This window comes from Arthrobacter sp. MYb224 (assembly GCF_002975455.1).
Classification (GTDB): domain Bacteria; phylum Actinomycetota; class Actinomycetes; order Actinomycetales; family Micrococcaceae; genus Glutamicibacter.
Map to the genome: position 1 here is coordinate 44960 of NZ_PCPU01000005.1, position 23410 is coordinate 68369.

Below are 23410 nucleotides of genomic sequence, written 5' to 3' on the forward strand. Positions count from 1 at the left end.
CCGCGAGATTTCAAGGATTTCTTTCACATTGGGTTTTTTCAATCAGAAGACGCACTTCCGCGCGACGGTGGGCAAACTCATTTATAACGTTTTTGCAACATTTATTTCACATCCTCAAAAACTGAAACATTTCTTGAATAAGTCATTTTTAACGAACTCAGGGCAGTGACTTCTATATGAAGTCACTGCCCTGAAATGGACGGGAAATAGGCCGTTGACAGCGCCTAGATCAGGCTTGCACCCGGGATCGCCGCCAGCAGATTGCGGGTGTAGTCGCTCTTCGCGTTCTCGAAGATTTCATCCACCGTCCCCTGCTCAACCATCTGTCCGTGCTCCATCACGCACACGTTATCTGCGATCTCGCGCACGACCGCCAGGTCGTGGGTGATGAACAGGTAGGTGAGTCCCAGCTCGCGCTGCAGTTCGTCCAGAAGCTCCAGCACCTGAGCCTGCACCAGCACGTCCAGCGCCGACACAGCCTCGTCGCAGACGATCATTTCCGGCTTCAAGGCCAGCGCACGTGCGATCGCAATACGCTGGCGCTGACCGCCGGAAAGTTCATTCGGGAAACGGTGCATCGTCGAAGCCGGCATGGAAACCTGGTCCAGCAGCTCCTTGACCTTCTTCTCCCGGGAGGCCTGATTTCCAATACCGTGGATGCGCAACGGCTCCTCGATGGTGCGGAAAATGGAATACATCGGGTCCAAGGAACCATAGGGGTCCTGGAAGATCGGTTGCACACGGCGGCGGTACTTGAACAGATCGCGCTCGCTGAGTTTGCCGATGGCCTGCCCGTCAAAGACGATGTCACCGGAGGTTGCATCCAGCAGGTTGAGCACCATCTGCGCGATCGTTGACTTGCCCGAACCGGACTCGCCCACCACCGCGGTGGTCGTGCCCTTCGGGATCTCAAAGGAGACCTTGTCCACCGCGGTGAACTTGTCCTTGCGCCCGAAGCCCCTGCGGATGTCGAACACCTTGGTCAGGTTCGAAATCTTCAGCAGCGGCTCAGTCTTCTGCGCCGCGACTTGGTCTACCGCCAGCTCGTGCTTGTCGCCACGCTGGGCGGCCAGAGACGGCGCCGAATTGATCAGTCGCTTGGTGTACGGGTGCTGCGGATTGCGCAGCAATTCCAGGGCCGGGCCAGATTCGACGACCTGCCCCTTGTACATCACGATGACCTTCTCGGCACGCTCTGCTGCCAGACCCAGATCGTGGGTGATCAGCAGGACCGCCGTGCCCAGTTCACTGGTCATGGTATCCAGGTGATCCAGGATCTGCTGCTGAACGGTGACGTCCAACGCGCTGGTTGGTTCATCGGCAATAAGCAGCCGTGGACGGCAGGCCAAGCCGATGGCGATCAGCGCACGCTGGCGCATGCCACCGGAGAACTCGTGCGGGTACTGATTCGCTCGGGTTGCCGCATCTGGAAGACCGGCGTCCGACAATACCTGGGCAACACGCTGCTTCGGGTTGTTCCCCGCCAGTCCGTTGGCCTTCAGGGTTTCTTTCACCTGGAAACCGATCTTCCAGACCGGATTCAGGTTGCTCATCGGGTCCTGCGGGACCATGCCGATGTGGTTACCACGCAGCTCGACGAAACGCTTTTCGCTGGCCTTGGAGATATCTTCACCGTCAAAGAGAATCTGACCGGCGGAGACTTCGCCATTTCCCGGAAGCAAGCCGATGGCGGCCAAGGCGGTCGTGGACTTGCCCGATCCGGACTCGCCCACGATGGCCACGGTCTCCCCCGGCATCACCGTCAGGTTTGCGTTGCGCACCGCGTTGACCGGGCCATCAGGAGTACTGAAGGTAATGGCCAGGTCTTTGATTTCCAGCAGGGGCTTTGGATCTGCGTTCTGCACCATAGCTAGTTCCCCTTTCGGGTCTTTGGATCCAGTGCATCACGCACTGCATCGCCGAGCATGATGAAGCTCAATACCGTGAGGGACAAGAACAATGCAGGCCACATCAGCATCATCGGATTATTTCGCAATTGATTCTGCGCTGCGGCAATATCGTTGCCCCAGCTCATCACATTTGGTGGAAGCCCCAGCCCAAGGAAGGACAGCGTGGATTCGGCAACGATGTAGATACCGAGGTTCACGGTTGCCACGACGATCACCGGTGCCATGGCGTTCGGGATGACGTGCCGTACCAATGAGTTGAACCTTGAGAGCCCCAAGGCCCGGGAGGCCTTGACGAAGTCGGCATTCCTGGCTTCCAGGACCGCACCGCGGGTGATGCGGGCGACCTGTGGCCAGCCGAAGATGGAGAGCGTGATGATAACCGTCCACACGCTTCGGTTTTCCCGGAAGGCGGGAAGCTGCATCACGATGATCGCACCGAGAATCAACGGCAGTGCGAAGAAAATATCACCCAGGCGGGCCAAGATGATATCCAGCCAACCGCCGTAGAAGCCGGCCAGCGCGCCAATGGCACCGCCGAGAATCACGACGAAGAGCGTGGTGAACACTCCAACCATCAGCGAGGCGCGCGTGCCATGGATTACTCGGGCATACACATCGCAGCCCTGGAAGTTGAAGCCCATCGGATGCCCAGCACGGGAACCTTCATTGGAGTTCTCCAACGCGCAATAGGTCGGATCGGTGCTGCTGAACAAGCTTGGGAAAGCTGCGACAACGAGCACCGATACGATCAGAATAACCGAAACAATGAACAGCGGGCGCTTGCGCAACGAACGCCAAGCCTCGCCCCACATGGACAGCGGCTTCCCGGTTTCCTTGACCGCGTCGACTCCCTGCAAGGGGGTTTCATCCAGCGGTGCAACGAAGTGTGGAATATGGTATTTGGAGATCTTGCCGGCACGGTTTTTGCCGATGGGCAATCCGGCCTCAGGATTAGGATTCTGGTTCTCAGGCATATCGGATCCTTGGGTCAAGCAGAGCGTAAAGCATGTCAACAATGAGGTTGGCGAGCACGAAGACGACCACAAGCACGCCTACCACGGCCACTACCGTCGGGATCTCACCCTTGCGGATAGCTGAGAACAACAGGCTGCCCACGCCGGGGACGTTGAAGATGCCTTCGGTGACGATCGCGCCACCCATGAGCGAGCCCAGGTCGGCGCCCAGGAAGGTGACTACCGGGATCAGCGAGTTGCGCAGGATGTGCACGTTGACTACGCGTCCACGGCTCAAGCCCTTGGCGGTTGCCGTGCGCACGTAATCGGCTTGCTTGTTCTCGATGATCGAGGTTCGGGTCAGTCGCAATACATAGGCCAGAGAAACCAGGCCAAGCACTGTGGCGGGAAGAATCAATTCGCCCCACGTAGCGCCGCCGGAAACCGTTGGCTTGGCCCAGCCAAGCTCAACGCCGACTACGTACTGCAGCACGAAGCCGAGCACGAAGGTAGGAACTGCGATCACAATCAGCGATGCGAACAGCACTGTTGAGTCGAACCATTTGCCCTTGCGCATACCGGCGATGACGCCGAAAAGGATACCGAAGACGGCTTCGATGGCCAGCGCCATGACTGCCAGTCGCGCGGTCACCGGGAATGCGCGAATTAACAGGTCACGCACTTCCTGTCCGGAGAAGGACATGCCCAGGTCCAAGGTGACCAGATTCTTCAAGTACAAGCCGTACTGAATCCAGAATGGCTGGTCGAGGTTGTACTGGGCCCGCAGCGAAGCTTCCACCGCCGGGGTCATCGGCTTGCCGCCGGAGAGCGCGGTAATCGGATCGCCTGGGGTAGCAAAAACCAGGAAGTAAACGAGCAAGGTGGCACCGAAGAATACGGGAATCAGCTGCAGAAATCGTTTAAACGTAAAACTTAACATGAGCGCGTCTCACCTCGAGACGTCGCAAGGCGCTGGGCCATTTTATTTCCTCTTTCCGTCGGCGATCGCCAGACGTTCATTTGGAGAGGCAGGACTGACACGCCAAAGGGAGACCCAAATGGTGCAGGGTCTCCCTGAGACGTTTTTCAGCTGAAGCCCACCTGAGCAGGCGGCTTAGCTAGTGAACCTATTTGCCGGTGATGGCGTTGTAGATTGGAACACCGTTCCAACCGAACTCCACGTTGTCGACATTCTCGCTCCACCCACCCTGCACTGCCTGGTACCACAGTGGGATAGCTGGCAGATCCTTGAAGAGGATCTCCTGGGATTCGTTGAAGATCTTTGCGCCTTCGGCCGGATCCGTTGCGGCAAGCCCGTCCTTGAGCTTGTCGTCGAATTCCTTGTTCGAGTAGTCGCCATCGTTGGAACCTGCACCGGTGCCGTACAGCGCACCGAGGAAGTTGTACATCGACGGATAGTCAGCCTGCCAGCCGGAGCGGTGGGCACCGGACATCGTCTTCTTGCCCACGTCTTCACGCAAGGCCTTGAAGGAGGTGTACGGCTTGGCCACTGCGTTGATTCCCAAGGTGTTCTTCACCTGGTTGGCGACGGCTTCAACGAATTCCTTGTTGCCGGCACCATCGACGTTGTAACCGATGGAGAACTCTTCGGAGTCACCCCACGCCTCGATGGCGTTGGCTTCGTCCCACAGCTTCTTGGCCTCATCGGCATCAAAGTCGAGAACCTCGGAGCCTGGAATATCGGCGGTGTAGCCATCGAGCACCGGAGCGGTGAATTCTTCGGCCTTGACCTTGCCGCCGAAGTACACCTTTTCGATGATCTGCTCGCGATCAATGGAGCGCGAGATCGCTGCACGGCGCAGGTTGCCCTCTTCGCCCTGCTTGAAGTGATCCAGGTAGCCCGAGATGGTGATGGTTGCGTTGCCGGCGTAGGGAGCGTTGATCGAACGGTCGCCCAGTTCGTCCTGGTAATTGGCCAGCGCCGATGGCGGAATCTGGTCCAGCACGTCCAGGTTGCCCGCGAGAATGTCCTGGTAAGCGGACTCGGTCGACTGGTAGACCTTGAAGTCAACGCCGCCGTTGGCTGCCTTGCGTGGGCCCTCGTAGGACTCGTTGACCTCAAGCTTCAGGTTGACGTCGTGGTTCCATTCGGTCAGCTTGTATGGTCCGTTGCTGACCGGCATCTGGCCGTAGGCCTTCGGGTCTTCAAATGCTGCTTCGGGAAGCGGCATGAACGCGGTGTAGCCAAGACGCAGCGGGAAGTCGGATTCCGGCTGGCTGAGCTCGACGGTGAAGGTGTTGTCGTCGACAACCTTCAGGCCTTCCATCTCCTCGCTCGTTGCACCCTCGGCGCTGACTTCGTCATAGCCCTTGATGGACTCGAAGAAGTACGAGTTCAGCTGTGCGTTCTTGGCTGCGGCACCGAAGTTCCAAGCATCCACGAACGAAGCAGCGGTCACTGGGGAACCATCGGAGAAGGTGTGCCCCGGAGCGAGCTTGATGGTGTAGTTCTGGGAATCCTCAGTCTCGATCGACTCAGCGATTTCATTGACGGGCTTGCCCTTGGAGTCGTAGCTGACCAAACCGGTAAAGATCAGGTCCATGACACGTCCGCCGCCAACTTCGTTGGTGTTGGCTGGCAACAGGCCGTTTTGCGGCTCGGTGGTGTTAGCGGTGATGACCTTGGTGGCGTCTCCCTCGGATCCGCCTCCGGCGGATTCTTCCGAAGTCCCTCCGCCACAGGCGGTTAGGGTCAATGCCAAGGCAGCGGACAAAACCAGTGCCTTCGATGCGTGCGAGTATCGCATCCTTCTTCTCCTCAACAGATCGTTGCTGCTTCTGCAGTTCACAGACGCCATGGGCTCCAAGTTGTGAGCCATAGCACGTAGTGAACGAGATTACATCAAATATTGCGAAACAACCAATGAATAACTATGAAAGTAGTGCTTGAAATTGAGTTGATCCATCGATCAGCTCAATTTTTTACTCATGAAAGCCTCGGAAAATCAAATAAAAATGTTCATCATTCCAGGGTCTTCCAGTACCGCGCCCACACCGGCGAGGAACTCGCTAGCTTCCTTTCCATCGACCACGCGGTGGTCGAAGGACAGCGCCAAGGTTGAGGTATGGCGCAGGGCCACCTGATCCTCAAACTCCCACGGACGGCGCTTGACCTGTCCGAGAGCAAGAATTCCGGACTGCCCCGGAGGGAGGATCGGAGTACCGGCATCAACACCGAAGACACCGACATTGGTAATCGAGAAGGTGCCTCCGCTCAGCTGGGCTGGGGCTAGCTTTCCGGCTCTGCCCAGGTCGATGAGCTGCGTCAGCTCCTCGGCCAAATCGCGCAAGGACCTGATCTGGGCATCCTTGACCACCGGAACCAGCAGCCCACGCTCGCTGGCAACCGCCATGCCCAGATGCACCGACCCGAACTCGATGATCTCGTCATTCGCCGCATCCCACCGGGAATTGAGTGCGCGGTAGGTGCCCAGCAGCCGTGTGACGATCAGTGAGGTGAGGGTCGTGATGTTCAGCTTCACGTCCCTGAGCAATGGGTGCTTGCGCAACTTCTCGACGAGCTTCATCGATTCGGTCAAGTCCACCGTCAAGAATTCGGTGGCATGCGGAGCGGTGAATGCGGACTCGACCATCGCCTTCGCGGTAGCGCGGCGCACCGCGCTGATCTTCACGTGGCGATCGGCCGCGGCCGCGCCAACCGCGGGCGACGCCGGCTCCGCCGCTTTGGCCGGTGCCTCGATCAGCGCTTCGACATCTGCGCGCAATACCGCGCCGTCCGCACCGCTGCCGCGCACGGCGGAAAGCTCGATCCCGTGGTCCCGCGCGAGCTTGCGCACCGGCGGGGTGCTGCGGGTGGCCGTCCGGCGAGCGCCGGCAGGGACCGCTTCGGCGCTTTGCTCCGATGCTGGGCTGGCGGAATTCTGCGCCGCAGGAACGGCGGCAGGCGAAGCGGAGGCTGCACCTGCGCGAGCACGCCGGGCCGGACGGTTTGCGCTGGCCGCCGGAGCACCGTAGCCGACCAGTGTCGGCGTGCGCCCGGGCTCCGCCGAGGCACCGTCATCGCCGGACGGGGCATCGGCATCCGGCGCCGCGGCTTCGTCTCCAAAGGTCACCAACGGCCCGCCGACCGGTACCACTTCACCGGCGGAGGCATGAAGCTTCTGCACGATGCCGGCATATGGCGAGGGCAACTCGACCACCGCCTTCGCGGTTTCCACCTCGGCGATGATCTGGTTCAGCGTGACATGTTCGCCTACCTGGATCTTCCAGTTCAAGACCTCTGACTCGGTAAGCCCTTCGCCGAGGTCGGGAAGCTTGAAAGTATTCGGAGCCATCACTTGGCACCTCCAGTGTGCGTCTCGTTGCGGCGCATGACCGTATCCACGGCATGCATCACCTTGTCCAGATCCGGCAGGTGATGGGATTCAAGCCTCGAAGGCGGATAGGGAATATCAAAACCGGTCACCCTGATCGGCGCGTGCTCCAGATAGTCGAAACAGGTTTCGGTGATCTGCGCGCAAATCTCCGCGCCGATTCCCGAGGTGCGGCTAGCCTCATGGACCACCACAAGCTTGCCCGTGTGCTTCACCGAATCCGCGACGGTGTCCAGATCCAGCGGATCCAGGCAGCGCAGGTCGATGACCTCCAAGCCGATGCCCTCATCCTCGGCCGCCAGCACCGCATCCTTCAGGGTGTAGACCGTAGGGCCGTAGCCGACCACCGTGACGTCATCGCCAACATTGAGCACCTTGGCCTTGGGCGAGCCGGTCTTTTCCGGGGTGCGCAGCTCGACTTCCGCCTTTTCGTGATAGCGGCGCTTGGGTTCAAAGAAGATCACCGGGTCATCGCAGTCGATCGCCTGGCGCAGCATCACGTAGGCATCTTCTACGCTGGACGGGGCGAAGACCCGCAGCCCAGCGGTATGCGAGAAGTACGCCTCCGGTGATTCCGAATGGTGCTCGGGTGAACCGATGCCGCCGCCGTAGGGTATGCGCACGGTGACCGGCATCTTCACCCGTCCGCGCGAGCGGAAGTGCAGCTTCGCCAGCTGGGAGACCAGCTGGTCGAAGGCCGGGTAGGTGAACCCGTCGAACTGGATCTCCACCACCGGGCGGTAGCCGCGGTAAGCCAGGCCAATGGCACTGCCGACAATTCCGGATTCGGCCAGCGGAGTGTCAACCACCCGATGCTCGCCGAATTCCGCCTTCAGCCCGTCGGTGATGCGGAAGACTCCACCCAGGGTGCCGATGTCCTCACCGAGCAGCACCACCTTTTCGTCTTCGGTCAGCGCATCGCGCAAGGACTGGTTTAGCGCCTTCATCATTGAGGTGCTCATGCTTCACCGTCCTGGAAGTCTGCGAGGTACTGCAGGTAGTTTTCCTTTTCCCTGCGGTTGGGCCCATGGTCCTCGGAGTACACGTTCTCGAAGAGCTCGCTGGGTTCGGGATCCGGCATATTGGTAATGGCTTCGCGCAGTTCGGCGGCGAGTTTGTCCGCGGCGTTCTGCGCACGCTGTTGATAGGACTGCACGTCCGCGCCGAGCACCGTCAGGTGGTTGACCAAGCGATCGATCGGATCCTTGGCCTTCCACTCTTCGAGCTGCGCGTTCTTGCGATAGCGCGTCGGATCATCTGCGGTGGTGTGGGATCCCATGCGGTAGGTGACGGCTTCGATAAAGGTCGGGCCCAGCCCGTGGCGGGCGTGCGCCAAGGCGGCCTTGGTCGCCGCATAGACCGCGAGCACGTCGTTGCCGTCTACCCGCCAGGTCTTCACGCCGAATCCGCTGGCGCGGTCGGCGATCTGCGTGCGGCTTTGCAGCGCTACCGGCTCCGAGATGGCCCATTGGTTGTTTTGGCAGAAGAACAGCACCGGGGCTTGGTAACTTGCGGCGAAGATCAGCGCTTCGTTCACATCTCCCTGGCTGGTGGCTCCGTCGCCAAAGTAGGCCACGGCCACCTGCTCTCCGCCGTCAAATTTGATGCCCATGCCATAACCGGCGGCGTGCAGCGCCTGGGAGCCAATCACAATTTGCTGGCAGGCAATATTTACCTCGTGCGGATCCCACCCGCTGGCGGTGGCGCCGCGCCAGACGCTGAGCAGGTCCTCCGCCTTGACTCCCCTGGCCCAGGCAACTCCGTGCTCGCGGTAGGAGGGGAAAATGAAGTCGTCGTCTTGGGTGGCGCGCACCGAGCCGATCTGTGCGGCTTCTTGGCCGAGCAACGGTGCCCACAAGCCCAATTGGCCCTGGCGCTGCAAGGCGGTGGCCTCATTGTCCAGGCGACGCAGAACAACCATGTCGCGCAGGAAGTCGGCCAGGTCTTGTTCGGTAAGCCCGGTGAGGTGATGGTCTAGTTCTTCGTCCGGAGTTCTTTCTCCGGAGACGTTGAGCAGCTGGTGCGTAGGTAGGCAACCTGCGGCTACGTCGATGTGCTTGGTGGACACGATCGGCATCCTTACTCTCGCGTAGTCAGTGGTGGACGGCTGGTTCAGCATTACCACCTACCTGTGATGCTACTCACATAGCACATGTTGCACAATGGCAAGAAAAGAATTAAAGCAAAACGCACTATCTTGGCCCTTGCGTGAGTGCTAATGTGCGCATTATGCAGCCTTTAGACGCCACCGATCGACGGATCCTCCTATCGCTGTCCAGCAGCGCTCGCCGGACCGCTTCAGCGCTGGCAAATGCGCTGGGCCTGGGCCGAAATACCGTGCAGTCCCGGCTCAACCGACTGGAGACCGAGGTTCTCTCCACCGTGGATCGACGCATCCCGCCAACCGCCTTGGGATTCGGGCTGCTTTCCTTTATCGAACTGCATGTGGACCAGCGCCATTTAGAGGACATTGCCAAAAAGCTGGAAGAGATTCCGGAGGTACTCGAAGCGCACGGACTGACCGGCTCGGCAGATATCCTGGTGCGCGCCGCCGCGGCGAATGCCGAGGAGCTCTTCCGCGTCCATGGGTTGCTGCTGAGTATCGAAGGGGTCAATCGGGCGGATTCTGCACTGTCCATGGCGGAGCTCATCCCCTACCGCACCGCAAAACTCATTGAACTGTCGCTAGCCAATGACAACGGAAATAGGCGGGCGTAGCTCGCGAGCAAACTTGCCGAGGGCCACCCCTTGGCCAAAGGATGCCGGCACTGCGGGGGCGCCCAAGGAATCGGTCGCGCACTGCCCAGCGCGCGGTTCCAGCTAGCCCAGCTGATCCATGGCTTCACAGGGGTTCGCACCGGGCTGTGCGTTGTGAATCGTTGCCGACAGGGTTGAGATAAGCCCGGCCAGCTGCGCGCTTTGCGCGTCATTCAAGCCGGTGAGCAATTCCTGCTCGGCCGCAGCCACCTTCACCTCGAGTTCTTCGAGCAGTTTGACACCCTGCGCGGTCGCAATGATCTTGCGCGCGCGACGGTCGCTGGGCGCGGCAACGCGCTTCACCAGATTCGCTTCAACCAGCTCGTCGATCAGGTAAGTCAGCACCGTGCGGTCGATCCCCAGGTGGGAGCCGAGCGCCTGCTGGTTCGCAGGATCGCGATGCACCACGGTCGAAAGCAACTGATATCCGCGCACCTGCCCCGGCACTGGCGCGACGCTCTGCGCCATCGCGAGCTGATGTCCGCGCAGAATCATCCCCAGGTGCCACCCGAGGTCCCCTGGAAGGAAACCGGGAAGTGGCTGGTGGGCGCCGAGGGGTGTGCTGCGTGAGGTGCTCATGATCACCATCATATCCGAAGCAATGGGGTTGCCAAGATGTTCTGCCGCAAATATAGTCTGTAAAACAGCATAAATCTTTGAAGGATGGCTTTGGTGAACACACTCGAAGGGGCCCGTTTAGCCCCACAGGCAACTATCGGCATTCTTGGAGCCGGTCGCGTAGGTACCGCCATTGCCCGTTTGGCCCTCGCGGCCGGGTATCGAGTTAAGCTCGCAACCTCAAAACCCGCCGAAGAAAACTCGCTGATCATCGAGATCGTCACCCCGGGAGCCGAAGCAGTCGACGCCTCCGAAGCGGCCGCCGCCGACCTGGTCATCGTGGCCATCCCATTGCACAAGTTCAAGGACCTCGACTCCCATGCGCTGTCGGGCAAGATCGTCGTGGACGCGATGAATTACTGGTCCGCCACCGACGGGGAGATCCCCGACTTCGTGAATACCGCACTGACTTCTAGCGAAGTCGTGGCGGCCTTCCTCTCGGCCTCTCATGTGCTGAAATCCTTCAACCACATCGGCTATCACGAGATGGAACCCGACGCGCTTCCCGCCGCAACCGGCGAACGCAGGGCGCTGGCGATCGCCGGCGATAATTCCGCAGCCAAGACGGTGCTGCGCGGATTTATCGAACATATCGGATTCGACGCAGTGGATGCCGGTGACTTGGCCGCCGGGCGGCACTTCGAACCGGGAAGCGAGATCTTCAACGGAAGGTTTAACGCCTCCGAGCTCAACGAGCTGCTGCATGCGGTTCGCATCCCCAACTAGCCCGACAACCGACTCACCCAAAGGAACTTGCCACCATGGATATCGGCGCCTATAGCTTCGGCGACACCCAGCGAAACCCCGACGGTTCGCTAGGTTCCACCGCCCAAGCGATCAGCAACCTCTTCGAAGCCATCAAGCATGCAGATGCCAGCGGTCTTGACTACTTCGGAATCGGCGAACACCACACCACCACCATGCCGGCCTCCTCCCCCGGCGCGTTGATCAGCGCGGCCGCCGCCGCCACGAAGCACATCACGCTGGGCAGCGCGGCAAGCATAATCAGCACCGATGATCCGGTGCGGATTTATCAGCAATTTGCCACGGCAGACATCATCTCCGGCGGCGGTCGGGTGGAGATCACCGCCGGCCGTGGATCTTCGGTCGAAACCTTCCCCCTTTTCGGCTTTGACCTTCAGGACTATGACGAGCTGTATGAACAGAAACTGGATCTGCTCATGAGCATCAACGACTCCGCCTCCGAAAACATCACCTGGTCCGGAACCACGCGCCCGGCCCTGGCGAAACTGGCGGTAGTGCCCCGCCCGGCGCAGAACAAACTGCCGATTTGGCTCGCCACCGGAGGAAACGCAGCCTCGTCGGCGCGTGCCGGCCGGCTCGGATTGCCGGTCTCCTATGGGATCATCGGCGGTGCCCCGCACCGTTTTGCGCCGCTGGCAGAGCTCTACCGCAAATCCGGGGCGGCCGCCGGACACGCACTTCAGACCCTGAAGGTTTCGGTAGCGGCGCTGGGGCTTGTCGCGCCCTCCACGAAGGAAGCGGTGGAACGCTTCTACCCGGGCTGGTACAACCTGAACATCGAAATGGGACGCCTGCGCGGCTGGCCGAAACCGGACAAACGAGCCTTCGACGCCCAGGTGGCCGCCCCCGGCGCCTACTACGTCGGCTCCCCCGACGAGATCGCCGAACGCATCGTCCACCTGCACGGATACCTGGGCCACATGCGCCACTTCCTGCAAAGCGACATCGGCGGGCTGCCCCAGGAACACTTCCTGGAATCAATCACGTTGCTGGCCACCGAGGTCAAGCCGCGCGTCGAGCGGCTGCTCGCGCAGAAGTAGCCGCCGAGCCAAGGCCGGCAATTAAACGGGCGGGGGCCGGGATCAGCCATTGCTGGCTGATCCCGGCCCCCCGCTCTGAATCGTTATCCGCAACTGAGCACCGAACTAGTGATCGACCGCCTTTTCGGCACCGACACCGGTCAGCGAGCGAACTTCCATCTCTGCCTGCTTGGTAATATCTTCAACGCCTGGATCGGTGATCGAACCCAGCCAGCCCAAGAGGAAGGCCAACGGGATCGAGACAATGCCGGGGTTGGCCAGTGGGAAGATGGCCATATCGATGCTTGGGATCATCGAGGTCTCCGAACCGGAGAAGACCGGGGAGAAGATGATCAGCAGCAGTGCCGAGGACAGGCCACCGTACATGGACCATACCGCACCGCGGGTCTTGAAACCCTTCCAGAACAGCGAGTACAGGATGGTTGGCAGGTTAGCCGAAGCGGCGACCGCGAAGGCCAGCGCCACCAGGAAGGCAACGTTCTGCCCCTGGGCGCCGATACCCCCGGCGATGGCGAAGATACCGATGATCACTACCGTGCGGCGGGCAACCTTCATCTCCTTTTCCGGAGTCGTCTTGTCCTTGGCGATCACCGAGGCATAGACGTCGTGGGCGAAGGAGGCGGCGGCGGTAATCGTCAGGCCGGCGACCACCGCGAGGATGGTTGCGAAGGCAACCGCCGAGATCAGGCCCAGCAGCAGCGTGCCACCTAATTCGTAGGCGAGCAGCGGAGCGGCAGAGTTCACGCCGCCCGGAGCGGCCTTGATTCGATCCGGACCGATCAGTGCGCCCGCGCCGAAGCCGAGAACCAGGGTGAACAGGTAGAAGGCGCCGATCAGCCAGATCGCCCAGACAACCGACCTGCGCGCTTCCTTGGCAGTTGGCACGGTGTAGAAACGCATCAGCACGTGCGGCAGGCCCGCGGTGCCAAGGACCAGGGCCAAGGCCAGCGAGATGAAGTCAAGCTTCGAGGTTCCGCTCATGCCGTACTTCAGGCCCGGGTTGAGCAGCTCCGGATTGCCGGCGACCTCGGCGGCCTTGCCCAGCAGCTCGGAGAAGTTGAACCCGAACATCGCCAGCGTCCACACGGTCATGATCAGTGCGCCGGCGATCAGCAGGCAAGCCTTGATGATCTGCACCCAGGTGGTGCCCTTCATGCCGCCGATCAGTACGTACATGATCATCAGCGCGCCGACAATCACGATTACCAGCGACTGGCCGAGCTTCTCGTCGATCCCCAACAGCAGCGAAACCAGTGCGCCGGCGCCGGCCATCTGCGCCAGCAAGTAGAAGACGCACACCGCGAGTGTGGAGACCGCCGCGGCGATACGTACCGGGCGCTGCTTCAAGCGGAAGGAGAGCACATCTGCCATGGTGAACTTGCCGGTGTTGCGCAGCAGTTCGGCCACCAGCAGCAGGGCCACCAACCAGGCGACGAGGAAACCGATGGAATACAGGAATCCGTCGTAGCCGTTGATCGCGATGGCACCGACAATGCCCAGGAACGACGCTGCGGAAAGGTAGTCGCCGGCAATGGCCGTACCGTTTTGCGTTCCGGTGAAGGAACGGCCACCGGCGTAGTAGTCCGCGGCGGTTTTATTGTTCTTGCTTGCCTTGAGCACGATCACCAAGGTGATGCCCACAAAGGCGGCGAAAATTGCGATATTCACCAGCGGGTTGCCGACCTGAGTCGATTCGGCCCCCTGGGCCAGGATCAGCGAAGAATTCATTAGTTCACGCCCTCTTTTTCCAGACGCTCACGAATCTTCGAAGCCTTGGGATCAAGTTTATTGTTGGAGAACTGCACGTACAGTGCGGTGATGACGAAGGTCGAGACAAACTGCAACAGGCCAAGCAGGATACCCATATTGATGTTGCCGAAAACCTTGATGGACATAAAGTCATGGAAGTAGTCCGCCAACAAGACGTAGGCGAAGTACCAAACGAGGAAAAAGATTGCCATGGGGAAAACGAAGCTGCGGTGGGTCTTGCGCAGTTCCTGGAATTCTTCCGAATCCCTTTCCGCCACAAAATCAATGTCATCGGTGACATCGGGTTGCGATTCAGCACTCATTGGTGCCCTCCTTGAACGAGTTAAACAGGGTAGTGATGACGCACACATGTGCATTGTGACTAAGTTCACTATTGGTCATTTGCCCGTCCCCCACTAGGGGTTCGGCCACGCCAATGGATTAGCGGATAAATTCCTGCGCTCAACGGCACGCTGCGTGACGACGAACGGTCAACGACGGCGGCGGGCTTTAGGATTGAAATATGTCACCAGCGCTGCAGATCACCCTCATCGTCACCATCGTGGTCGTGGGCATCGCCATCGTTGGCTACCTGGGATTCAAGATCTCCCGTTCCACCAACGAACTGGGGACCTACGCGGAGGAAGCCACCTTCCAGGCCCTGCACCATATGTCCATTGCGGTCCCTCATCTCGGACGCGGGCTCACCGAAGAGGGTGCGGCCAAAAGCGCCAAGGCGCTGCGCAAGCTGCTGGGCTGCTCCGCCTTCCTGATCAGCGACACCAGGGCGATCCTCGCCACCGACGCGGCCATCGAGTTCACCGCCGATCTCGAAGCACACGCCCAGTCCGTCAGCTCCTCGGTGATCGGCAGCCAGAAAACACAAGTCCACCGCACCTCCGGGCTGGATCTGGTGGCGGCCCCGATCATGGTGGGCGGGCAGGCGGTGGGCACCGTCACCGCCCTGGCCGAACGCGCCGGGGCGAGCTTCGTGCGAGCCGTCAGCGAGGTCGCGGTCTTCGTCTCCGCACAGGTCACCACCGCCGAACTCGACGAGTCCAAGGCGCAGCTGCTCGAGGCGCAGATGCGTGCGCTGCGCGCGCAGATCTCCCCGCATTTCATCTACAACTCGCTGAACGCGATCGCCTCCTTCATCAACACCGATCCGGCGCGTGCCCGCGAACTGGTCATCGAGTTCGCGGACTTCACCCGGTACTCCTTCCGCCGTCGTGGTGAGTTCACCACCTTGGCCGAAGAGCTCGAAGCCATTGACCGCTATCTCCTCCTGGAAAAGGCCCGCTTCGGGGATCGCATTAAGGTGTCGCTGCAGATCGCCCCCGAAGTATTGCCCACCCAGATCCCGTTTCTGTGCCTCCAGCCACTGGTGGAGAACGCCGTGCACCACGGGCTGGAAGCCCGCCCGGACGGCGGAAGGATTTCGATTACCGCCACCGAGGACGGTTTGCACGCGGTGATCGCCGTGGAAGACGACGGGGCCGGCATGGACCCGGAACAGCTGGCCTCGGTATTGGCCGGAACCACCGTGAATATGCACGTCGGATTGCGCAACGTCGATGTGCGGCTGCGCCAGCTCTACGGCAACGCCAATGGGCTGCTCATCGACACCGCTCCGGGTGCCGGGACGCTGATTACCCTGAGAATCCCCAAGTTCCGTCCCCCACAAGGGCTAGAGACAGACGTATTGGCCTAACTGACGGTAGAGTTTTAGCCATGATTAATGTGGTCGTTGCCGATGATGAACTTCCAGCGGTTGAAGAAATCTCCTTCCTGCTCGGACAGGATTCGCGTATCGGAAAAATCCACCGTGCCACCTCCGGCGCCGCGGCGCTGAAGGCACTGGAAGAAAACGACGTCGATGCCCTGTTCCTGGACATCCACATGCCGGCGCTGTCCGGATTGGATATCGCCCGAGTCATCTCCCGCTTCACCCACCCGCCGCTGATCGTGTTTGTCACCGCCGACGAGGACCAGGCACTCCAGGCTTTCGAGCTGGCGGCAATCGACTACGTGCTCAAACCCATCCGCCCGCAGCGCCTGGCCGAATCGGTGCGCCGCATCTGCGAACTGGTCGATGACGAACCGGCCAAACCCGAAATGATCACCGTTGACCAAGGCGGCATCACCAAGCTCATTGCCCGCGAAGATATCGGCTATGTCCAAGCCCAAGGCGACTACGCTCGGCTGCACACCCGCGATGCCAGCTACCTGATTCGCGTGCCGCTCAATGACCTCGAACAGCAGTGGGCCGGATCCGGCTATGTGCGGATCCACCGCTCCTATCTGGTCTGCATGGACAAGATCGAGACGGTGCGGCTGCAAACGGGCAAGGCGGCGGTAGTGGTCCACGGCGCCGAGCTGCCGATCTCCCGGCGCGCCCTGCCCGACCTGCGTGAACGATTGGCCGCGAACCGGATCCGCCCATCGTGAGCCCGGAGCAAGACCGATTTGCCGAACAGCGCCCGCAACGCGTGCGCGTGCAGGCACCGCAGAACGCAAGCCTGAATATCGCCGCCGCCCGCCCCGAGCAGAGCGCCGAGACCTTCTACGTGCGCCAGCTGATCCGTTCCCAGCTTCGCTTGGCGATGGCGGTCGCTGCGGGGCTGCTCATCATGCTGGTGGGCATCTCGGCGATTTTGGCCTTCTGGCCGGTGGTCGCCCAGGTGACGCTCTTCCACATTCCCCTTCCCTGGTGGATCTTGGGCGTGGGAATCTACCCGATGATCATCGTTGCCGGGCTGTTGTTCAATCGGGCCGCAGCGCGCAACGAGCGACGCTACCGGAGCATCTCTCGATGACCGGCGTGCTTTCCATCCTGGCGCTGCTGATGGTCTGCGTGGCCACCATGCTCATCGCTTTCTACGGGCTGCGGCTCTCCCGCACGACCAGCGATTTCTACGTGGCCTCGCGCACCGTAAAACCCTGGTGGAATGCCTCGGCCATCGGCGGAGAATACCTTTCGGCGGCCTCCTTCCTCGGTGTGGCCGGGTTGATTGTGCTCAGCGGCCAGTCCGGGCTCTGGTTCCCCATCGGCTACACCGCCGGGTACCTGATGCTGCTGCTCTTTGTGGCCGCTCCGCTGCGCCGTTCCCAGGCCTACACCATCCCGGACTTCGCCCAGATCCGCTTCGAAGACTCCGTGCTCCTGCGCAAGATCACCACCTATCTGGTGGTGATCATCTGCTGGCTGTATATCGTCCCGCAGATGCATGGCGCGTCGCTGACCCTATCCATCGCCACCGGGCTGCCCGGCTGGGTCGGACCGGTCATCGTCGCCGCGGTGGTGTGCCTGACGGTGGTCTCCGGCGGGATGCGTTCGGTCACCTTCGTGCAGGCCTTCCAATACTGGTTCAAGCTTGCGGCCCTGGTGATCCCGACCTTATTCGTGCTCTTCCAGGTCATGCCGGAATACTCGGTGCCCGAGCGGGCGGCAGCGGTCGCCGGGCGGTTGCAGTCCATCGGCGGGATGAGCCTCTATGAGACGATTTCGATCATCCTGGCCTTGCTCTTTGGCACCTTGGGCCTGCCCCACGTGCTGGTGCGTTTTTACACGAACCCCTCGGGGCAAGCCGCACGCACCACGACGGCCATTGTGCTCTGCCTGCTCTCGGTGTTCTACCTGCTCCCCACCACCCTGGGGGTGCTGGGGATTCTCTACACCCAGGATCTGAGCGCCAATAACGCCGACGCGACGATCCTGCTGCTGCCGCAACGCATCTTCGATGGGTTCCTCGCCGATCTGCTCACCGCGATCGTGGTGGGAGGAGCCTTCGCGGCTTTCCTGTCCACCACCTCCGGGCTGGCCGTCTCCTTGGCCGGCGCGCTGTCGCAAGAGTTCTTCCAGGGCACCGTGCGCGGATTCCGGATCTCTACGGTGCTCGCCACCGCGCTGCCGGTGCTGATTGCCTTGCTCACGAATTCCTTGGCGTTGGCTGGCGCCATCGGCAATGTCTTCGCATTTACCGCCTCGACCATTTGCCCCCTGCTCCTGCTGGGCATCTGGTGGCGTTCGCTCACCGCCCGCGGGGCCATTGCTGGCATGTCCGTCGGCGCGGCCTGCTGCGGCTTGGCGTTGCTCGGATCGAATATGCTGCCAGAAAGCAGCGATTCGCTGTGGGTGCTGATGCTTCGCCAGCCGGCGGCGTGGAGCGTTCCGCTGGCCTTCGTGGTGATGATCCTGGTCTCCAAGTCCACCAGGCGCAGGGTCCCAGCCAATGCAGACCGCGTGATGGAGCTGCTGCATGTGCCCGAGCGCAGCTACAAGCCAGCTGGTGACACGGGCGCTGACCGGCTCAGCTGATTCGGCCACGAATCGAAGAGATGCAGCCCAGGACGCTTTAAAGCACTAACCGCGGCTCTGGCAGGCCTGCTGGCCTGCCAGAGCCGCGGTTGGCGCGTCTCAAAATTCTTAGTCGATCGAAGCCATCAGCTCGACCACGCGGTCGAGGAAGGCGTCCACCTGGGACTCTTCGTAGCCTTCGGTGCCTACCGCGGAGCGGAACTCCACGCGGCGTACCGAGTCGACGGCCATCGGCACATCGCGTTCGAAGTAGTCGATCAGTTGATCGCAGAGCCGGTCGACGTCTTCAATGTTGTAGCTTGAGGCGTTGGAGCGTGAAGGTCGGCGGAAACGCTCACCCTTGGCACGGTGCAAACGCCCGCGGAGGATCGCTGCCAGGCGTCCGACCTGCTGCAACCAGACCTCTTCGCCTTGATGGGCAATGAGGTCATCACGCTCGCGCTTGGCGAATACGTCTTCCAGCCGATCCAGTGCGCCGTCCACTTCGCGGGCCTGGTAGCCGCCCTTTTGCGGTGCGAAGGTAGTGCGGCGGATCAGGTGGCTGGTCACCACGGCATCATCGTTTCCGCCGCCGTTAAAGGTGGCACGCGCCCGGCTGAGAAAAGCATCAACCTGCTTTACGTTGTAGCCGAATTCCTTGTCCGGGACCCGGGAGAACGGAGCATCTTGTTGCTGCGACACGACTATTCCTTAGTTCTAGACGAAAAGTCATTAGGCGTACCGCCATGATGCGGCACCCTTCAATCTTATGTGTTGTGAAATCTTTTGCTGCCATGGGCACACCGTCCGGCGCAGATCCGTCACCGGTTCTGCAGCTCACGCGTTTAGAAAACCGCGACGCTCCAGGCCAAGAGGTGCGAGATGAGATAGGCCAACGGGATGGCGAACAACAGCGAATCAAGTCTATCCATAATGCCGCCGTGCCCCGGAAGCAGGTTGCTCATGTCCTTGATGCCCAATTCACGCTTGACCATGGATTCAGCGAAGTCACCGGTGGTCGCTGCGACCGTGGTGAAGCAGGCGAGAATCACTCCGGACCACCAAGGCATATCCAGCCAGTAGTTGGCTGCCAGCGCGCCGATAGCCATGGACCCGACCATGGACCCGGCGAAGCCTTCCCATGATTTCTTGGGCGAAATCTTCGGGGCCATCGGATGCTTTCCGAATAGCACGCCCACGGCGTAGCCAAAGGTGTCGTTGCTGACCACCAACAGCAGAATCGTCGTAATCAGCAGGTTGCCGTTCTCGCCACGCATCACCAAGAGGGCGAAACTGAGCAGCAAGGGAACCCAGCTGATGATGAACACGCTGCTCATCACCGAGGCTGCCGCACCCTTGAGCCCCTCGAGGATTCGGAAGAGCAATGCCAAGATCAAGCTACCCAGATAGGCGAAACCCAACGCGTCGAGGCCACCGAGGGTAGCGCTGACCGGAAGCAATATGGCCGCCAAATACAGCGGGAATTGCTGCACCTCGGTTTTCGCATGGGTTGTCGCGCGGGCCACCTCCCAGGAACCTACCCCGGCGAGCACCACGATCAGAACCACCAGCAGGGTTGGCATCCAGAACAGTCCCAGCATCGCCAAGCCGAGCATCAAAAGGCCCACGCCGATGGCCGCCGGAAGGTTTCGCCCCGCCCGGGATTTCTTCGGTGGTCCCCCGATCAGCAATTCTGCGGGGATCTCCGCTTCTTCGGGTTCGGCTTTGCCGGTTTCGGCCAGGTCCTCGCTGTTCGCTTGCGGAGGTTTTGGCTGCGTTGCTTCCGCTGGCTTTCCCGCCGCTGGCTGCCCGTCCGAGGTCTTCGACGCCGGCGCAGGGGCAACTAGTTGCGCCTTTGCCTGCGCTTTAGCTTTCGCCTTGGCCGCATCGACTACCGGTTTGGGAGCTTGCGGAGCTTGGGCCGCACCGGCAGCTTCGGCTGGCTTCGGGGCCCCTTCGGCCTGGGCCGGCTGCGGGGAGGAACCGATGGTAGCCTCGGGGGCTTTGACGCTATCCGGGCGAGCCACCGAAACAGGTTCGGGCTTTGCGGGTGCCTCGGCGTCCGGTTTAGCCGCCCCGGGCTTTGCGGTTTTGCCTGCTGCAGGTTGAGCGGCTGGCTTGGCGGCAACGGGTGCACGTTTGGGCGCGGTCTGAGCGGCGGCCGACTGCGCGGTCGGTGCAGAAGTTTTTGGGGACGGCGAAGCGGTCTCGGCTGCCGGCTGGGCCGTAGCCGGTTTCGCCTTGTCGGCGGCCTTAGCCCCGGCTGGCTTCGCAGGCTCGGCTTGCGCCCCGGAGAGCGCTCGCTTGAGTTTCGAGGCGCGTGAGTTACCGCGTTCGGCGGCTTCGCGTTTAGCGCGGGCCTCACGCCGAGTCATGGGCTGGTCTTCGCCGGATGCCACTGAGGGCACCGCCGAAGCGTTGCCCTCAGTGTTGTCTGTCGAGCCTGGCATTAGACGTCCAGCAGCTCAGTTTCTTTTTTCTTCAGGATCTCATCGACCGAATCAACGTGCGCCTTGGTCAGCGAGTCGAGTTCTTTTTCGGCACGGCTGCCTTCGTCCTCGCCAATTTCGCCATCCTTGACGAACTTGTCGATGCTGTCCTTGGCCTTGCGACGGTGGTTACGCAGGGCAACCTTCGCGTCCTCGCCCTTGGTGCGGGCAAGCTTGACGTATTCCTTGCGGCGTTCCTCGGTGAGCACCGGAAGCACCACGCGGATCATCTTGCCGTCGCTCGATGGGTTGGCACCAACCTCTGGGTCGCCCAAGGCCTTTTCGATGGCGCGCATGGCCGAAACATCGAAGGGGCTGATGGTGATGGTGCGTGCTTCTGGAACAGCGAAGGAGGCTAGCTGCATCAGTGGGGTTGGGGAACCGTAGTAGTCCACCATGACCTTGGAATACATGCCAGGGTGGGCGCGACCGGTACGGATCGTCGCGAAGTCCTCCTTGGCGGCTTCAATGGTGCGGTCCATCTTTTCGGCGGCATCCGCCAACGTTTCGTCAATCACCGGTACTCCTCAGTACTTTGCCTGCGCTCTGCTGCCTCAACCGCGATAACACGCAGGTGAAGCAACCGAACAAATAGATCTAAATCAATCCTATGCCACGAACACCCTTATGGGGTGACGGTGGTGCCGATCCGCTCGCCGCGGATGGCGCTTGCCACATTTCCTTCGCCTTCCATGCCGAAGACCAGCATGTTCACGTTGTTGTCCTGGCACATGGTCATCGCGGTCTGGTCCATAACCCGGATATCGCGCTGCAGCGCCTCCGAGTAGGTCAGGGTCTCGAGCTTCTTCGCGCTTGGGTCCTTTTTCGGGTCCGCGGTGTACACGCCGTCAACGCCGCTCTTGGCCATCAAGACTTCGTCCGCGTCCACCTCCAGGGCACGCTGGGCGGCCACGGTGTCGGTGGAGAAGTACGGCAGGCCGGCGCCGGCGCCGAAGATGACCACGCGATCTTTTTCCATGTGGCGGATGGCGCGGCGCGGGATGTAGTTCTCCGCAACCTGCGCCATGGCGATGGCCGACTGCACGCGGGTTTCCACGCCGCACTGTTCCAGGAAATCCTGCAGCGCCAAGCAGTTCATCACGGTGCCGAGCATGCCCATGTAGTCCGCACGGGAGCGGTCCATGCCCGCGGCCGAAAGTTCGGCGCCACGGAAGAAGTTGCCGCCGCCGACGACGATTGCCACCTCGACCTCGCCGACGGTCGCAGCGATCTGTTCGGCGACACCACGCACGGTGATTGGGTCAACGCCGACGTTGCCTCCGCCGAAGACCTCTCCGGAAAGCTTCAATAAGACGCGGCGGCGTTTGGTTTCTGGGCTGGTAGGCATGGGGTCTGTCTCCTGGGGTTGAGAAATCTGTATCCGGATCTCAAACTATCTTGTCATCCGGGCTCAAGAAAAGGGAGGCGAGTCACCGAGTTGCTCGGTGGCTCACCTCCCTTGACTTGTTTAGCCGCTCGCTAGAAGCGGCATTCGCTTACTGTGTGGCTGAACCCTTAGGCACCAACACGGAAACGGGCGAAGGCAACTGGCTTGGTGCCAGCTTCTTCGAAGACCTTGGCTACGGACTTCTTTGCGTCCTTGGCGAAAGCCTGGTCAACCAGCACGATTTCCTTGAAGAAACCGGTCAAGCGGCCTTCAACGATCTTGGTGAGGGCGGCCTCTGGCTTGCCCTCGGCGCGTGCGGTTTCGTCGGCGATGCGACGCTCGTCTGCAACCTTGTCCGCAGGAACTTCATCGCGGGACAGGTAGGTAGGAGCCAATGCGGCGGTGTGCACTGCAACGTCGTGGGCGACGGTTGCGGCGGCTTCGGAATCCGCATCAACGGCCATCAGGACGCCAACCTGTGCAGGCAGGTCCTTGCTGGTCTTGTGCAGGTACGCTGCAACGCTTGCACCCTCGACGCGGGCAACACGGCGGACAACGATCTTCTCGCCGAGGATTGCGCCCTCTTCGATGACGATCTCCGAAAGTGGCTTGCCGTCCAGCTCGTAAGCCTGCAGTGCTTCGGCGTCTGCGGCACCGGAGGCCACAGCGGCATCCAGAACCTTGTTTGCCAGCTCGATGAACTTCTCGTTCTTGGCGACGAAGTCGGTCTCGCAGTTGATCTCGATCATGACACCAACGGTGCCATCGACCTTGGCGGCTACGAGGCCTTCTGCGGTCGAGCGGCCTTCGCGCTTGGTAGCGCCCTTCAGACCCTTGACGCGGATGATCTCGATGGCCTTCTCGGCGTCGCCGTTAGCCTCGTCGAGAGCCTTCTTCACGTCCATCATGCCAGCGCCAGTGCGTTCGCGCAGAGCCTTGATATCAGCAGCGGTGTAGTTTGCCACGTGCATCCCCGTTCACTAGGAGGTTTCAAGTTTATGTCGCTCGTGGGACGGGTCGGATAACCAACCCGTCCCACGAGACTTTATTGAGCATCCTTCCACGCATGGTAGCGCGTGAAAGCAAACTC

Annotated in this window: 22 protein-coding genes; 7 read left to right on the top strand and 15 right to left on the bottom strand. The window is 61.1% G+C overall.

Annotated features, from left to right (window positions below; all coding sequences use genetic code 11):
* Positions 1-224: 224 nt before the first annotated feature.
* From CQ017_RS10790 to pdhA, 7 genes are all read right to left on the bottom strand, one after another.
* The gene (locus CQ017_RS10790) at positions 225-1868 is read right to left on the bottom strand and encodes an ABC transporter ATP-binding protein (RefSeq protein WP_105553714.1); all 1644 of its coding nucleotides are present in this window, start codon (positions 1866-1868) and stop codon (positions 225-227) included.
* Between the two features lie 2 nt (positions 1869-1870).
* On the bottom strand, positions 1871-2884 hold the full coding sequence (locus tag CQ017_RS10795; protein WP_105553715.1) for an ABC transporter permease: 1014 nt from the start codon (positions 2882-2884) through the stop codon (positions 1871-1873).
* Entirely contained in the window at positions 2877-3803 is a 927-nt protein-coding gene (locus tag CQ017_RS10800) for an ABC transporter permease (RefSeq protein ID WP_105553716.1), read from the bottom strand. The genes CQ017_RS10795 and CQ017_RS10800 overlap by 8 nt, the downstream gene beginning before the upstream one ends.
* 187 nt (positions 3804-3990) lie before the next feature.
* A complete protein-coding gene (locus CQ017_RS10805) occupies positions 3991-5631 on the bottom strand; it encodes an ABC transporter substrate-binding protein (RefSeq protein WP_105553717.1) in 1641 nt (546 codons plus the stop codon).
* A 198-nt stretch (positions 5632-5829) separates the two neighbouring features.
* Entirely contained in the window at positions 5830-7179 is a 1350-nt protein-coding gene (locus CQ017_RS10810) for a dihydrolipoamide acetyltransferase family protein (RefSeq protein WP_105553718.1), read from the bottom strand.
* Positions 7179-8180 carry an alpha-ketoacid dehydrogenase subunit beta gene (locus CQ017_RS10815; protein ID WP_096287334.1) on the bottom strand — a complete coding sequence of 334 codons (1002 nt, stop codon included), beginning with the start codon at positions 8178-8180 and terminating at the stop codon, positions 7179-7181. Before CQ017_RS10815 ends, CQ017_RS10810 begins: the two co-directional genes overlap by 1 nt.
* Complete coding sequence (pdhA, locus tag CQ017_RS10820; protein ID WP_105553719.1) at positions 8177-9295, bottom strand: pyruvate dehydrogenase (acetyl-transferring) E1 component subunit alpha; 1119 nt, start codon at positions 9293-9295, stop codon at positions 8177-8179. Before pdhA ends, CQ017_RS10815 begins: the two co-directional genes overlap by 4 nt.
* Positions 9296-9447: 152 nt before the next feature.
* On the opposite strand from pdhA, the gene CQ017_RS10825 reads away from it, so the two are divergent.
* The gene (locus CQ017_RS10825) at positions 9448-9936 is read left to right on the top strand and encodes an Lrp/AsnC family transcriptional regulator (protein WP_096287769.1); all 489 of its coding nucleotides are present in this window, start codon (positions 9448-9450) and stop codon (positions 9934-9936) included.
* Positions 9937-10038: 102 nt separating this feature from the next.
* Here the strand turns inward: CQ017_RS10825 and CQ017_RS10830 are convergent, their stop codons facing one another.
* The gene (locus tag CQ017_RS10830) at positions 10039-10554 is read right to left on the bottom strand and encodes a MarR family winged helix-turn-helix transcriptional regulator (RefSeq protein WP_176484219.1); all 516 of its coding nucleotides are present in this window, start codon (positions 10552-10554) and stop codon (positions 10039-10041) included.
* A 93-nt stretch (positions 10555-10647) separates the two neighbouring features.
* Here CQ017_RS10830 and CQ017_RS10835 point away from each other — a divergent pair, with 93 nt between their 5' ends.
* Both CQ017_RS10835 and CQ017_RS10840 read left to right on the top strand, forming a co-directional pair.
* The gene (locus tag CQ017_RS10835; RefSeq protein WP_255248473.1) at positions 10648-11319 is read left to right on the top strand and encodes an NADPH-dependent F420 reductase; all 672 of its coding nucleotides are present in this window, start codon (positions 10648-10650) and stop codon (positions 11317-11319) included.
* 35 nt (positions 11320-11354) lie between these two features.
* Positions 11355-12398, top strand: coding sequence for an LLM class flavin-dependent oxidoreductase (locus CQ017_RS10840; protein ID WP_096287342.1), 1044 nt, complete (start codon positions 11355-11357; stop codon positions 12396-12398).
* A 105-nt stretch (positions 12399-12503) separates the two neighbouring features.
* On the opposite strand, the gene CQ017_RS10845 is transcribed toward CQ017_RS10840, so the two are convergent.
* On the bottom strand, positions 12504-14126 hold the full coding sequence (locus CQ017_RS10845) for a cation acetate symporter (protein ID WP_105553720.1): 1623 nt from the start codon (positions 14124-14126) through the stop codon (positions 12504-12506).
* The gene (locus CQ017_RS10850) at positions 14126-14470 is read right to left on the bottom strand and encodes a DUF485 domain-containing protein (RefSeq protein ID WP_096287346.1); all 345 of its coding nucleotides are present in this window, start codon (positions 14468-14470) and stop codon (positions 14126-14128) included. Before CQ017_RS10850 ends, CQ017_RS10845 begins: the two co-directional genes overlap by 1 nt.
* A 200-nt stretch (positions 14471-14670) precedes the next feature.
* Between CQ017_RS10850 and CQ017_RS10855 the strand changes: the two genes are divergently transcribed.
* From CQ017_RS10855 to CQ017_RS10870, 4 genes are read left to right on the top strand one after another with little or no spacing between them, the layout of a single operon-like run.
* Positions 14671-15858 carry a sensor histidine kinase gene (locus CQ017_RS10855; protein ID WP_105553721.1) on the top strand — a complete coding sequence of 396 codons (1188 nt, stop codon included), beginning with the start codon at positions 14671-14673 and terminating at the stop codon, positions 15856-15858.
* 20 nt (positions 15859-15878) lie between these two features.
* Positions 15879-16595 carry a LytTR family DNA-binding domain-containing protein gene (locus CQ017_RS10860; RefSeq protein ID WP_096287350.1) on the top strand — a complete coding sequence of 239 codons (717 nt, stop codon included), beginning with the start codon at positions 15879-15881 and terminating at the stop codon, positions 16593-16595.
* On the top strand, positions 16592-16963 hold the full coding sequence (locus CQ017_RS10865) for a hypothetical protein (RefSeq protein WP_258133595.1): 372 nt from the start codon (positions 16592-16594) through the stop codon (positions 16961-16963). Before CQ017_RS10860 ends, CQ017_RS10865 begins: the two co-directional genes overlap by 4 nt.
* Positions 16960-18465 (top strand): cation acetate symporter, encoded by a 1506-nt coding sequence (locus CQ017_RS10870; protein ID WP_105553723.1) that lies wholly within the window; start codon positions 16960-16962, stop codon positions 18463-18465. Before CQ017_RS10865 ends, CQ017_RS10870 begins: the two co-directional genes overlap by 4 nt.
* A gap of 108 nt (positions 18466-18573) precedes the next feature.
* On the opposite strand, the gene CQ017_RS10875 is transcribed toward CQ017_RS10870, so the two are convergent.
* From CQ017_RS10875 to tsf, 5 genes are all read right to left on the bottom strand, one after another.
* A complete protein-coding gene (locus CQ017_RS10875; RefSeq protein WP_374954794.1) occupies positions 18574-19146 on the bottom strand; it encodes a DivIVA domain-containing protein in 573 nt (190 codons plus the stop codon).
* Between the two features lie 143 nt (positions 19147-19289).
* Entirely contained in the window at positions 19290-20894 is a 1605-nt protein-coding gene (locus CQ017_RS10880; RefSeq protein ID WP_308729559.1) for a phosphatidate cytidylyltransferase, read from the bottom strand.
* On the bottom strand, positions 20894-21451 hold the full coding sequence (gene frr, locus CQ017_RS10885; protein WP_096287358.1) for a ribosome recycling factor: 558 nt from the start codon (positions 21449-21451) through the stop codon (positions 20894-20896). The genes CQ017_RS10880 and frr overlap by 1 nt, the downstream gene beginning before the upstream one ends.
* A gap of 107 nt (positions 21452-21558) precedes the next feature.
* The gene (gene pyrH, locus CQ017_RS10890) at positions 21559-22281 is read right to left on the bottom strand and encodes a UMP kinase (protein ID WP_096287360.1); all 723 of its coding nucleotides are present in this window, start codon (positions 22279-22281) and stop codon (positions 21559-21561) included.
* Between the two features lie 167 nt (positions 22282-22448).
* Complete coding sequence (tsf, locus tag CQ017_RS10895; RefSeq protein WP_105553925.1) at positions 22449-23285, bottom strand: translation elongation factor Ts; 837 nt, start codon at positions 23283-23285, stop codon at positions 22449-22451.
* Positions 23286-23410 lie beyond the last annotated feature (125 nt).

Excerpts from the sequence above, each read along its gene's own strand:
- CQ017_RS10790 (WP_105553714.1), bottom strand. The coding sequence starts at position 1,868 with ATGGTGCAGAACGCAGATCCAAAGCCCCTGCTGGAAATCAAAGACCTG.
- CQ017_RS10795 (WP_105553715.1), bottom strand. The coding sequence starts at position 2,884 with ATGCCTGAGAACCAGAATCCTAATCCTGAGGCCGGATTGCCCATCGGC.
- CQ017_RS10800 (WP_105553716.1), bottom strand. The coding sequence starts at position 3,803 with ATGTTAAGTTTTACGTTTAAACGATTTCTGCAGCTGATTCCCGTATTC.
- CQ017_RS10805 (WP_105553717.1), bottom strand. The coding sequence starts at position 5,631 with ATGCGATACTCGCACGCATCGAAGGCACTGGTTTTGTCCGCTGCCTTG.
- CQ017_RS10810 (WP_105553718.1), bottom strand. The coding sequence starts at position 7,179 with ATGGCTCCGAATACTTTCAAGCTTCCCGACCTCGGCGAAGGGCTTACC.
- CQ017_RS10815 (WP_096287334.1), bottom strand. The coding sequence starts at position 8,180 with ATGAGCACCTCAATGATGAAGGCGCTAAACCAGTCCTTGCGCGATGCG.
- pdhA (WP_105553719.1), bottom strand. The coding sequence starts at position 9,295 with ATGCCGATCGTGTCCACCAAGCACATCGACGTAGCCGCAGGTTGCCTA.
- CQ017_RS10825 (WP_096287769.1), top strand. The coding sequence starts at position 9,448 with ATGCAGCCTTTAGACGCCACCGATCGACGGATCCTCCTATCGCTGTCC.
- CQ017_RS10830 (WP_176484219.1), bottom strand. The coding sequence starts at position 10,554 with ATGAGCACCTCACGCAGCACACCCCTCGGCGCCCACCAGCCACTTCCC.
- CQ017_RS10840 (WP_096287342.1), top strand. The coding sequence starts at position 11,355 with ATGGATATCGGCGCCTATAGCTTCGGCGACACCCAGCGAAACCCCGAC.
- CQ017_RS10845 (WP_105553720.1), bottom strand. The coding sequence starts at position 14,126 with ATGAATTCTTCGCTGATCCTGGCCCAGGGGGCCGAATCGACTCAGGTC.
- CQ017_RS10850 (WP_096287346.1), bottom strand. The coding sequence starts at position 14,470 with ATGAGTGCTGAATCGCAACCCGATGTCACCGATGACATTGATTTTGTG.
- CQ017_RS10855 (WP_105553721.1), top strand. The coding sequence starts at position 14,671 with ATGTCACCAGCGCTGCAGATCACCCTCATCGTCACCATCGTGGTCGTG.
- CQ017_RS10860 (WP_096287350.1), top strand. The coding sequence starts at position 15,879 with ATGATTAATGTGGTCGTTGCCGATGATGAACTTCCAGCGGTTGAAGAA.
- CQ017_RS10870 (WP_105553723.1), top strand. The coding sequence starts at position 16,960 with ATGACCGGCGTGCTTTCCATCCTGGCGCTGCTGATGGTCTGCGTGGCC.
- CQ017_RS10880 (WP_308729559.1), bottom strand. The coding sequence starts at position 20,894 with ATGCCAGGCTCGACAGACAACACTGAGGGCAACGCTTCGGCGGTGCCC.
- pyrH (WP_096287360.1), bottom strand. The coding sequence starts at position 22,281 with ATGCCTACCAGCCCAGAAACCAAACGCCGCCGCGTCTTATTGAAGCTT.